Raw genomic sequence first — 16,015 nt, forward strand, 5'->3', positions numbered from 1 at the left:
TAGCATGGCTTAAAATAGCTCGATATCCGTTTGTGAAGTGATATCTTCAGTATGACTAGGCTCAGCCATTTTTTGTAAGTTTACCAATAACTCACTACGCGATTCGATAATATGATTAAGCTGATGTTTAATGTGAGTTAAATCGTCGTTTAAAGAGGTAAATAACTGCTGAGTTTGCTGCAATTGCTGTAAATACAAAGCCACATCGCTGCTATTTAACTGCTCATTATGTTCGACTAATTGGTTCAATTCAGCAAGCTGAACTGTTAGCTGTTTAACGGCATGCTCTCGAGAGTCACTGTTTTGATGCATTTGTTCAGAGAGCTCGTTAAAAGCATTGCCTATTTGGTTTGCCTGCGTCAATGCTCGCTCGTTTATTTCCATATCTTGCACTTTCGCATTAGTCACTTCCAAAATATGCGGAAACAAATCTTTGTAGCGGCCATAAAGCTGTGCATCATCCAAGGGCATGTTTTTAACTAACATCGATACTTTTGGGTAGTTAATGATGGTGCGATGACTAAAGTCGACAAAGCGATTTGACTCTCGGTGTTGCTCTAATAACTCTTGTTCAAGTGGGCATACGCCACCTTTAGCACTACAAAACACGCCAACATCTTGATACCAAAACGCCAAAACAACATCGAGCTCCATGGGGTTAAAAAATTCGAACATATACTCAGATAAGGCTTTAATATCATGTGCATGATAGCTTTGCCCGACGTAACGCATGATGCGCCCCATATCACCTGAATCTGTCATTGCAATTTCGGCGGTGATCTGCGCTCGCTCAACATCACTTTTAAGCTTTTTCGAGTGTTGGCGATACTGATATAACACGCGAATACGTGCCATAAGCTCTTCGGCATTAAATGGTTTTACAATGTAGTCAGCAGCACCTGCGTTATACCCTTTAACACGGTCTGGTAAGTCTGATTTACCTGACAAAAACATCACTGGAATATCTTTGGTTTCAGGGTTTGCTTTTAACTCATTACAAACCTCAAACCCAGTTTTTCCGGGCATCTCTATATCGAGCAATATTATGTCTGGATTATGTTTTATTGCTTGTCTTAACCCTTCATCACCATTTTTAGCATGGAGCAGTGTGCAAAAGCCCGCGAGCGATTCTTCGATCACATGATGCACGTATTTATCATCATCAATGGCTAATACCAGTTTAGACATGCTTAATTCCTATATACTCTTTTTTAGAAGGATAGTACGAGCGTGTGATTTTGCGAAGAAATATTAATAAAAAAAGCGCCTTACGACGCTTTTATATTTTTATATTCTTTATGCTGCAATGCCGCTGTGTCTAAGCAATGCATCAACTTGCGGCTCGCGCCCTCGGAACTTTTTAAACAGCTCCATAGGCTCTTCACTACCGCCTTTTTCTAAAATGTTTTTCAAAAAGGCTTCACCAGTTTCAGGGTTGAAAATGCCTTCTTCTTCAAATTTAGAAAACGCATCAGCAGACAGAACTTCTGCCCACTTATACGAATAATAACCAGCGCTATAACCACCCGCAAAAATATGGCTAAAGCCATGTTGGAAACGATTAAACGCTGGCGCTTTAACAACCGCGGTTTTGCTACGAACAGCATCTAAAGTTGCTTGAATATTACATGGTTCACCCGCTTTATAATCGTGGTGGATTGTAAAATCAAACAACGAAAACTCTAGCTGACGTAACATTTGCATACCTGATTGGAAGTTCTTCGCCGCAAGGAGTTTATCTAATAACTCTTTTGGTAACGGCTCATCTGTTTCGTAATGACCCGAAATAAAGTTCAGCGCTTCTTCTTCGTAGCACCAGTTTTCAAGGAACTGACTTGGTAACTCAACTGCATCCCATGCAACACCATTAATACCCGCAACTGGCGCAGCATCAACTTGGGTCAACATATGGTGAATACCATGACCAAACTCATGGAATAAGGTTGTCACTTCATTATGAGTGAACAGCGCAGGCTTATCGCCAACTGCTTTATTAAAGTTACACACTAAATACGCAACAGGTGTTTGTAATTCGCCGTTTGCACGTACTTTACGACCCATACAGTCGTCCATCCACGCGCCGCCACGCTTGCGATCGCGAGCGTATAAATCTAAATAAAAACGACCACGTAAAGTATTACTACTATCGTAAATTTCGAAAAAACGTACATCAGGGTGGTAGGTATCAAAGTCAGTGACTTCTTTAACACTAATACCAAATAAACGATTTACTGTAGTGAATAAGCCACTTAATACCTTATCGGCAGGAAAATAAGGGCGCAGTACTTCGTCTGAAATCGCGTATTTCTCTTGCTTAAGTTTTTCGCCGTAGTAGGCGTAGTCCCAGGCAGCAAGTTCAGTCACACCGTGCTTATCTTTGGCATAAGCCGTTAGCTCAGCAAGTTCTTGCTCAGCTTGGGGTTTAGACTTATCGGCTAAATCTTCTAAGAATGAGAAAACTTGCTCTGGTGTTTCGGCCATTTTAGTCGCCAGTGACATGTCAGCGTAGCTGTTAAAGCCAAGTAACTCAGCAAGTTCATGACGCAGTGCAAGCTCTTCAGTCATAATAGCTGAGTTATCAAACTCACCGGCATTGGGGCCTTGATCAGAAGCACGTGTTACAAACGCAGTGTAAAACTCTTCACGTAACTCGCGGTTATCTGCATAAGTCATGATTGGTAAGTAAGATGGAAAATCTAACGTGAATACCCAGCCATCTAGCTCTTTACTTTTAGCTGTATCAGCGCCAAGTGCTAACGCAGACTCAGGTAACCCCTCAAGCTCACTTTCATCAGTAATATGCTTTTGCCAAGCGAGTGTGGCATCCATTACATTGTTACCAAACTTAGAAGCCAGTTCAGATAAACGTGCACTGATTTCGCCATAACGCTTTTGCTGCTCAGGTTTTAAAGCAATACCCGACAATTCAAAATCACGCAGTGCATTGGTAATGGTTTTTTGCTGGGCAGTAGTAAGTGTTTTAAATTCATCACTATTATGAAGTGCATTGTAAGCATCATATAAACCTTGATGCTGACCTACAAAGGTTGAGTACTCAGATAACAATGGCAAACATTGCTCATAAGCTTCACGTAACTCATCGTTGTTAACAACAGAGTTCATATGTGATACCGGTGAAAATAAACGTGATAACTTGTCATCAGCTTCTTCTAGCGGCAGTACCAAATCATTCCATGTGTACGATTTAGTCGCCAGTACCTCGTCTATTTTAGTGCGGCACTCAGCAATGGCTGCTTTTAACGCTGGCACGACATGCGCTGGTTTAATTTTAGAAAACGGCGGAAGCCCTTCTAAACCAATGAGTGGGTTATTTTCTGCAATTGTCATTTTCGTTCTCAAATTTTATGCGAAGATGATTTTGAAGTTGGGGCGAATTGATGAAATACAAGGGGCTTAACCTTGGTCTTTATTATGCTATTATCAACTTATTAATAAATCGATTAATTAATAAAAATTTATCTATTTTTGAGGACAAACTATGGCTCAGCATTTTGATTACATTGCTATTGGTGGTGGTAGTGGCGGTATTGCCTCTGCAAACCGTGCTGCAATGCGTGGCGCAAAAGTCGCTCTTATTGAAGCAAAACACATGGGTGGTACTTGTGTAAACGTGGGTTGTGTTCCAAAGAAAGTAATGTGGCACGGCGCACAAGTTGCTGAAGCAATTAATGCATACGCACCAGACTATGGCTTTGATGTTGAGCTTAAAAGCTTTAGCTGGGCTAAATTAGTAGAAAGCCGCGAAGCATATATTGGCCGAATTCACCAAGGTTACAATAAATACTTAGCAAGTAACGGCGTAACGGTTATTAATGGCTTTGCTAAATTTGTTGATAGTAAAACAGTTGAAGTAAACGGTGAGCTATACACTGCTGATCATATCCTTGTAGCTGTTGGTGGTCGCCCTACTATTCCTAATATCCCAGGTGCTGAGCTTGGTATTGATTCAAATGGCTTCTTTGAGCTAGACGCACAGCCTAAGCGTGTTGCTGTGGTTGGTGCTGGTTACATTGCTGTTGAAATTGCGGGTGTTCTTCATAGCCTAGGTACAGAAACACATTTATTTGTTCGTAAAAACAAACCACTACGTACTTTTGATCCATACATTGTTGATACCCTTGTCGATATTATGGCAAAAGAAGGCCCAACTCTTCACACTGAGTGCACACCTAAAGAAGTGGTTAAAGAAAACGACGGTAGCCTAACAATTCACTTTGAAAATGGTCACAGCCAAAACGTTGATGAAGTTATTTGGGCAATTGGCCGTACACCAACAACAGACAAGATCAACCTTGCAGCAGCAGGTGTTGAAGTGAACGAAAGCGGCTATGTAAAAGTAGACGAGTTTCAAAACACCACAGCTAAAAATGTATATGCAGTTGGCGATATCATCGAAAACGGTATCGAACTTACGCCAGTAGCCGTTAAAGCAGGTCGTATTTTATCAGAGCGCTTATTCAATAAAGAATTGCCTGATGATTTAAAAATGGACTACGAGCTAGTACCAACGGTGGTATTCAGCCACCCACCAATCGGCACCATTGGTTTAACAGAGCAAGAAGCGATTTCGCAATATGGTGCTGAAAACGTAAAGGTTTATAAATCAAGTTTTGCAGCGATGTACACAGCTGTTACTCAGCACCGCCAAGCATGTAATATGATGCTCGTGTGTGCAGGTGATAACGAAAAAGTTGTTGGCTTACACGGCATTGGCTTTACCGTTGATGAAATGATCCAAGGCTTTGCAGTTGCAATGAAGATGGGCGCAACCAAAGCAGACTTCGATGCTGTTGTGGCTATTCACCCAACGGGTTCTGAAGAGTTTGTTACCATGACAGGTTAATGTAGAAAAGATACATAAACACCTTTTTAAATTCTGTAAAATTTTACAAGCCAACTATACTTTCTAATACAGTTGGCTTTTTTGGATACATAATATGGCTCAGCTTATTAACTCAGCTGATGTTTTCATAGAATGGGATCAAGAAGTAGAGGATTTGAAATCAAATAGCTTAGGGCAATTACCAACTCTATATAACTCAGATGGGAAATTTGTTTCTGTTGTAAATAGTTGGTTTTTTGATCTAGTTACTATCGAAAAACTTAAAGATCTAAGTTCATATTCAAGAGCCCTATTATTATACTGGTCTTTCTTGGAAGATAACTCTTTGCATTGGGATCAGTTCCCTCCTTTAAAAAGGCTGAAACCTACCTACTTATTTAAACACTTTTTATTAAATAAAGTCGATAAAGGACTGCTCTCCTACTCCACAGCCAATCACTATCTTAAGCATGTGATTCAATTTTACATATGGGCAATAGAAGAATTAGTAATAGATATACCTGATGAGAAAACAGCTCCGTTTGTAATTGAATTTGTTAGTGTTATAAGAACAGATAAATTAGCGTATCTCAGACCTAAATTTATAGTCCAATCAGCAGACCTTAAAATACGTGTCCCAAAAAAGCCTGAAAATAGCCTAAAACCTCTAACTGAAGAGGCTCTTATAAGCTTTTCTAGCCAATTAAAAAAAGAGTCAATTGAGTTTCAATTAATATGCTTATTAGCCGTTTCAAGTGGTTTACGAATAAGTGAAGCAAGTGGTTTTACTATGGAAGCACTAAATAGTGCAATTCCCACCACGACTAGCCATAGTCGATTTGAGGTCATATTGGGAGCCTCTACAGGTGTTGAAACTAAGTTCAAAAAACAACGAAAAATCGAAGTATCTGCATTACTACTGTCAAAATTAAAAAACTATTCTATCAGTGAGAGACGCTTAAGAAAAGCAAGTAAGCTCAAAGATAAAAGTAGATTTGAACCATTATTTATTAGTCAATATGGAAATCCTACAAAAAAAGCGACAATAAGTGCAAGGTGGTCTAACCTCAGAAAGGAAGTAAAAAAAACATATCGAGATTTTAATTACACCTTCCATGATTTAAGGAGTACATACGCTACATATAGACTCAATGATCTCCTTAATGCTGGCCTCAATGTCAGTGAATCTCTCGACTGTTTAATGTCTTGGATGGGACACAATGACGAAGCCACTACAATGAAATATGTCAGATACTTAAAGCAGAAAAACGCTATTAGAAATAAGTTTGTTCTACTAGATAAGATAATGCATGAAGCAGTAGAAGGTACCTTATAATAATGATTAATAATAATTATGACTGGCGGCCGGAGCTATGTAACACGGTTTTAAGTGGTTCAAATAGTCCTCACTATTTGGACTACAATAGAATTCGGTTTCTAGGTATTCCTATGCCTCATAAAATAAAGTCAGGTAAAGGTATTAAATATGCAAATCGCGATAATTTTGTATACGAGCTACGAAGAACCTTTGAGTATCTCTCTTTAGAAAAATCAGATGCGACCATATCAAATTTATTTGGACGATTTTTAGCATATTTGAAATGGTGCGACTTTAACAGAAAATATCCAATTCGAAAGCAGACTACAGTTGAGTACTGTAACTATACTTACGAACGTTATCGAAAAGGATTAATTAAGAGCGGATCTTATATCACTATCACCTCAAGTCTAAAGGTAGTTTTATCTTCGCTAGAATATGGTGACGCATCTATAAACTGGTTTGATTCTATAATGATTATCTCCAATAATGATCACGAGTCATATGAAGCCTACTCTGACTCAGATCTAAAGAAATTACTTCCTTTTCTAAGAGCTTTTTTTAAGCAAATTTCAGCGCAGTTTTTATTAGCTCCAAAAATATATATTGCGGCTAATAAAGGAACTTCACCAATGGATTTTAAATGGAAAGGTAAAACAGTTCTTGTTTACTTAGCCATTAACAAAATGATGGCTGTTGCTACATTTCTTATGTCGTATTACACCTACACCAATGCAACCCAACTTTATAATATCAAGAGACCAAAAGACATAAGCTACGAAAAGGACAAGTGGTATACCATGCCTGCTTTTAAACGTCGTGCATTCAAAACTATTCATATAGAAATTGGTGAACATCATATTGATATTCCCAAATATTGCATGGAGTTCTTTAATACATTGTTGTCAGTTTCTAAACTAATTGATAAATCGGATAATGCACCATTAATTCAGGCTTGCTGGGCAAGTAAAACCGCTCCAATGAGTGGAGCATTTTTACGTGATTTTAATAACTTATTTTTACGAAAACACTTTCCCATGTTTGACGCTAAAGGAGTAGAGCTTAGATTGAGCAATTCCAGATTTAGAGCAACGGGCAGTCAAATATCTCTAATTAATGGTAACGAAATTGAAACTGCCTTATTGCTAAACAACAGCCCTGACACAATTAAACGTCATTACTCCAAAGGGAATAAGTTTGATAATAGTAAAATGATGCAGGAAGCGTCATACATAAGAGCCGAGCAAGCTAAAAGTAAAACAACAACTGAAATGGCGAAAGCTAACCTTGGTTTGACTGTTCTTACTTATGAAAATTACATTGAAAAAATGTCTCCAAAAATTAAATTATCAGCACATGGAACGTATTGCTCAGACCCATTTGGAGAACAATCAAAAAAATATAATAGACAAGTTCACTCCCAAGGTTTTAATGAGAATAAGTTAGCATGTGCTGATTTGTTAGGATGCTTTGGATGCGAGCATCATGTAATTGTTCAATCAGTTGAAGATATTTGGTGCCTTCTATCTTTCAAAGAGTGTATTGAGGAAAGTATATATCTGCATCTAAATGCAAAACATTTTAACCAAAATTTCTCCTCAACTTTAAATTATATAGAAGAAGCTATCCTTCCTAAAATTTCAAAAAAAATATTAATAGGTGCCGAAAATAAATTAAACAACATTGGTAGGCACCCCCTCTGGAGTACATTAGATGTACTCCAAATTGGAGGTTCTAATGCACCCTTTAATTAAAAATTCTAATAATACTTTCAAAGGTTCCCCTGTTGAGTTCACAAATGTAATTGAGCTAAAAAACAAAGAAGACTGGGTAGCACTGGATAAGTGTTTAATAAGTAGAGATGAAGAAGGTAGAGCTATTAGCTTCTTTAAAGACGATATATGGTATATGGGCGTTTACGCTTCTGACTTCCAAGTGTCACAAAAAACCAACTTTGATTTTAGTTTTATTAATTCCTCAGAAAAATTAACATTAGAATTGAAGTTAATTGTATATGGCTGGATTTTTTATAAAAATAGTACTAGAAGTAATCATGTAAAAATCCAAACACTGGTAAATCGACTCAGCGCACTAAAAAAAGTATATATATTCTTAAATGAAAATAACTACAACTCTATTTCTGAATTGAATAATAAAGTAGTCTCACAAAAATTAGATACCTACCTAATAAATAAAGACTTAGCTCAACGCACCTTAGAACATGTTTTTTCAGGTATAAATAGTATTATACGGCTTCAATCATGGTTAAATCTAGACCTACCTATATCGCTATCTAAACCTTACGAACATGCTCTAAAACTCAGTAATAAATCCCCTCAGCAAACATTATCTATCCCCGAAAGAATAGCAGATGAACTTTACGCAAAAGCAATTGAATTAGTTGAAGACTTTTATCCACATAGGGATTTACTAGCAACTATTGAGAAAGAACTGCAAGAAAATTATTTGGCTGGAAAAGAAATCGTAAATCAAAAAAAAGAACTTGGTATTTGGAAGTTTTTAGATAAACAGGAAAAGAGCTCAAAATTGAATCATATGCAAGCTCAAGAAATAAGTAAGGTAACACCTTTCAAGACCTCAGATATTTTATCTAGATATTCCTCCATGACACTTTTTAAAGACTTAAAAAGTGTCCCAAAATGGAAAAAATTATATGGTCGCATAACAACAGCCTGTTACATATGTTGTGGAGCTTTTTCAGGTATGCGCGATTCAGAGCTAAGCGCACTTAAACCTGACAGCTATTACTGTGATGATATTAATGGACAAAAGTTTCATTTTATACGCTCAAAAACTTTTAAGCTTGGTGAAAAGGATACAACATGGGTAACCGCACCAATTACTCAAAAAGCAATTGAGCTTATGAGTTGTTTCACAAAATATTGGCGAAAAGAGCTATTAGAAAAGGGCTTGCAGAAAGAAAGTGAATACCTGTGGTTAAATAGAACAGCTCGATCTAAGTTACCTGTAGTTATATCCAAGTGGCCTGATCGATTACAACTTTTTTCAGAAACCTATGGGACTGTTATAAAAAAAGAAGATCTTGTAGAGTTGGTGAAATCAAATCCAAATGCATTAGACAATATAAATAAGTTATGCATATTAAGTAAAAGCTGGCCTTTAAAACCACATCAATTTAGACGCTCTTTAGCACTATATACGATAAAACACCGTTTGGGCAGTTGCAGTTCCTTACAACAACAATTCAAGCATACCTATCTTCAAATGACAGAGTGGTATTCAGTTGGAGGCATAGCTAGCAGGCTAAGTGATTTAGAAATAGATAATGACTTTCAGCAATTGCTGGAAAATACAAAATTAGAAGAAACCACAAATAAATTTTTCTCTATGGTTCATGGTAACTCACCTTTATCTGGAAGCCATGGTAAAGCAATTATGGATATGCGAGAAGATATCCCCTATATATAGTTCCTGGGATGTAATATACGCTGCTGTAAAAAAAGGGACACTGTCATTGCATGGGACTATGACTGCGTATTGCAAAAATGGATATAATTGCGACATGGATGGAGTGATAAATCCTGCATTCTGTATTAATTGTAAACTGGGGGCAGTATTATAGACGAGAATCAAGCTAGAAACTGGCAGGATATACACAACAAATTCACGTCATATCTTAAGGATAAAGGAGATGTATCACCTTCAGTTTATGCTCACTCTATTATCCAAATCCGTGCAGCAGAGTCCATCATGACAGATTTCAACATTGCATTTGAGCCATACACACACCCTATAGAAGTAGTACAACTATGAGTAAAAGTGAGAATACACTCATTCGATTAGAGGCTGCACTTCAGCGAATCTTAGCAAAAGAGCCCAAACGTATTTCCAAACATAAAAAACTAAGTATAAGGGCTGTTGAAGAAGAAGCAAACTTAGGAAACGGTACTTGCTATTACTATGAAAAATTTACTTCAGATCTAAGGAAACTGATAAGTAATCATAAAAGCTCAAACATAGAGGAGAAAGAAACTAAATACATCAATGATGGCCTAAAATTTAAAGCAGCGAATGAAAAGAGATTAAAAGAAAAATACCGAGATGAAAATACGAAACTAAAACACACAATTCAACAATTAGCCGCTGAACACCATCAGTTCAATGATTTAATAAGACAACAAGCTGAGCAATTGAAGCAGTCGAGGTCAGATAATGAAAAGCTAGAAGTTGAGTTGAAAACTGTCAAAGAAAAATTAATTTATTTGAATAGAGAAAATATTATTCAGCTAAATAAATCGAATAAAACTTAATTTAACTTTTGAAGAAGAATTTCATTGCTTTTAATTTGTAGTAGTTAATCTAATCTTCAAGTTTCGATGAATAAGTTTGGACTTCATCTGACAGGCAGTTACGAACAGTGAGAAGCAGATGGTGTATAAACTCGTTTTTGGACATAAACGCGTTAAAATATTTGAAGAGTCATGACTAAATTAAGGCATAAAAGTATGCCACTACATGGTAGTATTTAGTAAGGAACGCTGTGAATTCATTTCAGCACAATATGGGCACTAAGCCTAATAACTTGTGGCGTTTCTTTTTAACTGTGACAAGATATTATCATTCAATTTTAACCAATTAGTTTCGTATTCCCATGTCTTTTTGAAGTCGTCATTGCTCCTTGAACTTTCAAGCATTTCTCTAAAATCGAAAACACCTAGAAAATTATCAGCCGTAACATCATACCTTCCATAACCTCGGTTTTCAGGCACAATATATTTTAAAAAATTAGATTTAAAATCAGATATAGTGCTTACTAGTTCCTTTGAATCATTTAGTTTTTCTTCTAAGAATTCTTTTTCAAAACCTGTAATTGTGCCTGTCGCTTCTAAAGCACCAGATTGGTTTATAGCGATTCCCCAATTTTTATAGGCCAATGAAGGGTTCTGCCGATTTATATCTGAAAGAAGTGAGTCATAGGGAGACAGCATTTTTTCTACCGCCTTAGGCACACTACCTCCCGGCAAATATAATTCACCAGTAGCAACAGCTAGCTCATGCATATAGTCATCAACTGTTTTAGTTATGTCTATCTGGCTCGATGTCATCGTCAGCGGTTTGGTATACGTTTGGTTTAGCTCTGGAGGCGCGCTTTCATGATATACGTCATCCGCCAATTTTTTAAGCTCAGTTTCTAAAAGAGCCTTGCCATTTATAGGTGACTCTAAAGTCACATTTTGAATATTAAGTGGTTGCGGTAAACTTCCAGAATTAACCTTCATAATACGTCCCTGATTTAGTGATGTAATTTTATATCGGCCTATTTTGATGATTCTTTATATTTATCATTTTTTAAAAAAGGGAGCCAAGCTAATTGTATTATTATTAGGGATGGATTATTCTTGAAAAACTTAGGGGAGTAGTCTCTTGCATTAAGCAAGGAAACTGTCAACAGTCTCCGGGCAACATCGCTCGTGGCAGTTTCGAACCGTATCAGGTTTTGACAAGACTTAAGGCAATGAGTCATTTCGGGCAGAGATGGTTTGTTGTCTTTTTAGTCTAGTCTGCCCTAAGGGTAAATAATGAAACTACATCGCTGCCAAAGTTCACTTCATTTTGCAAATAGACCAGACAACTCTGCCATACACCCTTCAGGTATTGATATCGCGGGGGCTCAGTCATGGTTTTAGCTATAGCCGCTATTATTGCAGGGTTTGCCTTACTCGTATGGAGTGCAGACCGCTTTGTTGAAGGGGCGGCATCTACAGCAGGCCATGCTGGCTTGCCTTCAATTTTAATTGGTATGGTCATTGTTGGTTTTGGGACTTCGGCTCCTGAAATGGTCGTATCAGCAATGGCTGCAAGTGATGGAAACCCTGATTTGGCGTTAGGTAATGCACTCGGGTCCAATATTGTAAATATCAGCTTAATTCTTGGTGTAACAGCCATCATTGCCCCTATCACTGTTCAGTCTAAAATTGTTAAAAACGAGCTTCCCTTATTATTAGTTGTCGTACTTTTTTGTGGGTACTTGCTGTATGACGGCGCTTTATCAGTGATTGATGCAAGTCTGTTGTTGGGCGGATTAGTCTTGTTCTTAGCATGGTCAGTCTATTCAAGTATGAAATCACCAAGTGATACCCTCGAAACAGAATTTGATACTGAGCTTAAAAGTCACGCCATGTCTTTAGGGAAAGCAATTTTCTGGCTCACCGTGGGCTTAACATTACTCATTATTAGCTCTCGCATACTTGTTTGGGGAGCGGTTGAAATTGCAACTGCGCTCGGTGTCAGTGACCTTATTATCGGCTTAACTATCGTTGCATTAGGGACATCTTTGCCAGAGCTTGCAGCTTCTATTATTGCCGCTAAAAAGGGAGAGCATGACATCGCCATTGGCAATGTTGTGGGGTCGAATATGTTTAACATCTTAGCTGTAATTGGTATCGCTGGTATTATTGAGCCTATCCCTCACATTTCTACAGACGTACTTTACAGAGATTGGAGTGTGATGCTTGTACTTTCCGTCATGTTATTGGTTATGGCTTACGGTTTTGGCCGACAAGGCAGAATAAATCGTTGGGAAGGTAGTATCTTGCTTGCTTCCTATATTGCTTACAATGGCTACTTAGTTACCAGTATCATTAAATAACATTTATTGCTAAATTGTTTAGAGCAAAGCGCATATTTTATTTATATTAAAAGGGAAATCACCGATGGACACCATCATAAACTTTTTTTCTGAGCATCAATTGCAACTTATAGCAATAGCAAAGAATACGCTGCTGACTATTTTCATTTTTATTGGGGCAAATATTTGTTCAAAATTACTAAAACGTGCCGTACATAAAGGTGTTTACAGACTGAGCAAGCAAGATGAAATCATTACAAAACTGCTTACCACGCTTTCAGGCTATGTGGTTTATTTAATTGCAATTGTGATTATTTTAGATTTATTTGGAGTCAATACGGCCAGTCTTGTCGCACTCGTCGGTGCCGCAGGCTTAGCGATTGGTCTAGCCCTAAAAGATACGCTCAGTAATGTGGCTGCGGGGGTCATGCTACTTTTCTTAAAGCCTCTAAAAAAGGCAGAGTTTGTTGAAGTGTCAAGCTATACAGGGAGTGTAAAAGATTTAGGTCTATTTACCACTGTCCTTGAAACCGCCGATGGTGTTTTTGTATCAATCCCAAATAGCACGGTTTGGGCAAATGCGATAAAAAACTTTACGAGAAACGAAAAGCGTCGCATGGATATAACTGTGGGTATTTCTTATGGTGATTCAATTGAAGATGGACTTGCGGCATTAAGGGAGCTTGTTAGTGAAGAATCTCGAATTTTGATTGAGCCAGCCCCTCAGTATTTAGTCCACACATTAGCAGATAGCTCTGTGAACTTGCAGCTTCGTGCTTGGGTCGCTACACCACATTACTGGGATATATATTGGCAAACACAGCGTAAAATTAAAGATAAAGTGGAGAGCAAAGGGATTACTATTCCGTTCCCTCAACGTGATTTGCACATAATAAACGGCGATAAAAAATAATGAAAAACCTCGCTCAGTCCTAGCACGTTTTTCTATGATAGAGTGACAGGACTGGGCCTTTGCTTGAGAGCATAGCTCGCGTGTAATAATTTAAAAACAGAATTTACTATGCTCAAATATTGGTATAAAAACATTCCAGCACACCACAATAGTCCTGAGCTATTTTGGCGAAGCCGTTTGATCGCCCATTCTTTATTGATATGTACTGTGTACTTCTTTGTACTGACTGTTATCAATATCTTTAAATTCAACAGCTATGAACTCGCTTTGCTTGATGCGGTTGGGCTAACTTTGTCTATTTTACTATATGTTTGGTTCATTAAAAGCTCAAAAATTAAAGCGGTTTCATGGGCTGTGGTGTTATTGATTAACAGTTTAATACTGACATTTATTATCTCAATTAACGGCGCGGCCTATTCATTATTTTGGGCAACATTAATTCCTCCATTTTCATTTTATTTAGTAGGTCGAAATTGGGGAAGTTTACTTAGTGCGTTTGCTTTTGCAGTGTGTGCTTTTATAGTTTATGAACACTCACAGAATCCGGAACCTCTTAAAATTGGCCTTGGCTCTGTTTTTAATATTATTGAAGTTGCCATTGCTCACATTGTCTTATTTCGTTTCTATGAAAAAACTCGCTGAAACCGATAAACTCACTGGATTGTTTAATCGAGAAAAACTAGATAGAACGCTTTCAAGTTTACTAAAAAGCTCGAATTTTGGTTTCATACTACTAGACATTGATTATTTTAAAGAAATAAACGATACCTATGGTCACTTGGAAGGCGATAAAGCGCTTGTCATTGTTTCAAATAAATTAAAGTCAGTATCTCCAAGTAAAGCGTTATGTGCTCGTTGGGGTGGCGAAGAGTTTGTAATCATCATTGAAGGGGCAACCTTAGATGAAACAAAAGAGGTTGCAACGACCATTATTACAGATATAAATGGTATTTATTTTCACGAAAAAAGATTGTCAGTCAGCTGTGGAGTGACGATTAATCACAGTGATGATAATACGCTAACAGTAATTGAACGTGCTGATTTAGCTCTATATCGTGCAAAGAAAAATGGCAGAAATCGAGTTGAATATAATGAATGAAACTTGGATTAATTTTGTGGTCATTACGTTCATTAATGACCACATTTTGAATGTTTAAAGTTATCTTGCAGAGTGCTTCAATGACGACACAATGAATTGACACTTTTCTTGCTCAATACTTAGAGGGTGATTATTCATTAATTTAGAAATATCATAAGCTAAAAGGAAACTTCTACCACCATCTTTATCTAGCTCACCATAATCAATGTCCGTTTCTTTATAAAAGTCCTTGCTATGTGCCACTTCATTTCGGAGTTTTATTAAGTTAATCAAAGTCTGATAAATTTTACTTTCATTGTCTGTAATGAGCTTACCAGATGATAAAAGGAACCCTAATACATCTAACTTTTTACTTAAGTTCATTGAAAGAAACGCTGTTGCATGTCTTTTGTGATCAGCTTTAGGGAAATGACGAAAAGCCCATGAGATGATGCCTTCATTAAGCAAGCTTTCCAATGAAGCGGCAGCAACTAAGATAAAGGAGTATTTATTTGAATTGAAGAATGCATCATCATCTTCAGTGTGTGCCGGCAGATATTCTGCTGATTCAATTAGTCCTCTAGAGGAAGTAAATACAAAATGCATTTCCAAAATTCTGATGCCTCGTTGCTTTATAGCGCCCCGCACTGCAATGGCTTGTTATGTTTCAACTCGTTGAGTTTTGCTTTTGGCAAATTCTAAGGTCTTTATTAGTAACGTAAAGCCTGAGGCCATTAATAAGCCACCTACAATGAAATAAAATAATACAGGATTTTCATTAAGTTTAACGCTAAATCCAAATGCTGAAAATTGCATTTCGAAAATACTGAACAGGCTATAAATAAAAACTATAACGGATAAAATAAAAAGTAGTTTATTTCCAAATCTATAACTCATAAGTCAACTTTTCCCTTTGAAACATGACATGTCTATAGCGAGCGAATCGCGCGTTTTTCTAACACAGTGTCGCTCGCTTTTCTGAATGACTCATTTGTAACAAACTTCTTAACTAATTGCCATTAAGACTAAAATGCAGTAGTTCTAGCTTTTGTCTCAGGACAAAAAAGAGCGATTGGGTCGCTTTCCTGACTATGCAAGCAATATACTTTGACGAAATAGAAAAGCAATTTTGAATGGCCGAAGTTCGCTCTTTTGAGTAATTCGCCTAAACACGTCTTGGGGCGTGCGACGTGAAGTCGTATGAAGCGCTGTTCACCGCTTAATGAGTGAACCATCTGTATCACCAGATGATC

At 37.4% G+C, this 16,015-nt stretch carries 13 protein-coding genes; 9 read left to right on the forward strand and 4 right to left on the reverse strand.

Features of this window, described 5'->3' with window-relative positions; all coding sequences use genetic code 11:
- Positions 1-9: 9 nt before the first annotated feature.
- Both QL229_RS13645 and prlC read right to left on the reverse strand, forming a co-directional pair.
- On the reverse strand, positions 10-1,188 hold the full coding sequence (locus QL229_RS13645; RefSeq protein WP_135922703.1) for a response regulator: 1,179 nt from the start codon (positions 1,186-1,188) through the stop codon (positions 10-12).
- 108 nt (positions 1,189-1,296) lie between these two features.
- Positions 1,297-3,348, reverse strand: a complete 2,052-nt coding sequence (gene prlC / locus QL229_RS13650; RefSeq protein ID WP_281547073.1) for an oligopeptidase A — start codon at positions 3,346-3,348, stop codon at positions 1,297-1,299.
- 151 nt (positions 3,349-3,499) lie between these two features.
- Here prlC and gorA point away from each other — a divergent pair, with 151 nt between their 5' ends.
- The 5 genes from gorA (at position 3,500) to QL229_RS13675 (ending at position 10,453) form a co-directional block, all read left to right on the forward strand.
- The gene (gene gorA / locus QL229_RS13655; RefSeq protein WP_281547074.1) at positions 3,500-4,864 is read left to right on the forward strand and encodes a glutathione-disulfide reductase; all 1,365 of its coding nucleotides are present in this window, start codon (positions 3,500-3,502) and stop codon (positions 4,862-4,864) included.
- A gap of 94 nt (positions 4,865-4,958) precedes the next feature.
- A complete protein-coding gene (locus QL229_RS13660) occupies positions 4,959-6,179 on the forward strand; it encodes a site-specific integrase (protein WP_281547075.1) in 1,221 nt (406 codons plus the stop codon).
- 2 nt (positions 6,180-6,181) lie between these two features.
- A complete protein-coding gene (locus QL229_RS13665; protein WP_281547076.1) occupies positions 6,182-7,915 on the forward strand; it encodes a hypothetical protein in 1,734 nt (577 codons plus the stop codon).
- Positions 7,899-9,611, forward strand: a complete 1,713-nt coding sequence (locus QL229_RS13670) for a hypothetical protein (protein WP_281547077.1) — start codon at positions 7,899-7,901, stop codon at positions 9,609-9,611. Before QL229_RS13665 ends, QL229_RS13670 begins: the two co-directional genes overlap by 17 nt.
- A gap of 341 nt (positions 9,612-9,952) precedes the next feature.
- Complete coding sequence (locus QL229_RS13675; protein WP_281547078.1) at positions 9,953-10,453, forward strand: hypothetical protein; 501 nt, start codon at positions 9,953-9,955, stop codon at positions 10,451-10,453.
- Between the two features lie 264 nt (positions 10,454-10,717).
- Here the strand turns inward: QL229_RS13675 and QL229_RS13680 are convergent, their stop codons facing one another.
- Complete coding sequence (locus QL229_RS13680) at positions 10,718-11,422, reverse strand: hypothetical protein (protein ID WP_130052460.1); 705 nt, start codon at positions 11,420-11,422, stop codon at positions 10,718-10,720.
- A gap of 398 nt (positions 11,423-11,820) precedes the next feature.
- Between QL229_RS13680 and QL229_RS13685 the strand changes: the two genes are divergently transcribed.
- The 4 genes from QL229_RS13685 (at position 11,821) to QL229_RS13700 (ending at position 14,783) form a co-directional block, all read left to right on the forward strand.
- Positions 11,821-12,792: a calcium/sodium antiporter gene (locus QL229_RS13685; RefSeq protein WP_180311775.1), complete on the forward strand. Its 972-nt coding sequence runs from the start codon at positions 11,821-11,823 to the stop codon at positions 12,790-12,792.
- A gap of 64 nt (positions 12,793-12,856) precedes the next feature.
- Entirely contained in the window at positions 12,857-13,684 is an 828-nt protein-coding gene (locus tag QL229_RS13690; RefSeq protein ID WP_180311776.1) for a mechanosensitive ion channel family protein, read from the forward strand.
- A gap of 108 nt (positions 13,685-13,792) precedes the next feature.
- Positions 13,793-14,326 carry a hypothetical protein gene (locus QL229_RS13695; protein ID WP_281547079.1) on the forward strand — a complete coding sequence of 178 codons (534 nt, stop codon included), beginning with the start codon at positions 13,793-13,795 and terminating at the stop codon, positions 14,324-14,326.
- Positions 14,310-14,783: a GGDEF domain-containing protein gene (locus tag QL229_RS13700; protein ID WP_062565911.1), complete on the forward strand. Its 474-nt coding sequence runs from the start codon at positions 14,310-14,312 to the stop codon at positions 14,781-14,783. Before QL229_RS13695 ends, QL229_RS13700 begins: the two co-directional genes overlap by 17 nt.
- Positions 14,784-14,843: 60 nt before the next feature.
- Here the strand turns inward: QL229_RS13700 and QL229_RS13705 are convergent, their stop codons facing one another.
- Entirely contained in the window at positions 14,844-15,374 is a 531-nt protein-coding gene (locus QL229_RS13705; RefSeq protein ID WP_156426486.1) for a hypothetical protein, read from the reverse strand.
- Positions 15,375-16,015: the final 641 nt, after the last annotated feature.

The organism is Pseudoalteromonas sp. PAR1 (assembly GCF_947311895.1).
GTDB classification, from domain to species: Bacteria; Pseudomonadota; Gammaproteobacteria; order Enterobacterales; family Alteromonadaceae; genus Pseudoalteromonas; species Pseudoalteromonas lipolytica_C.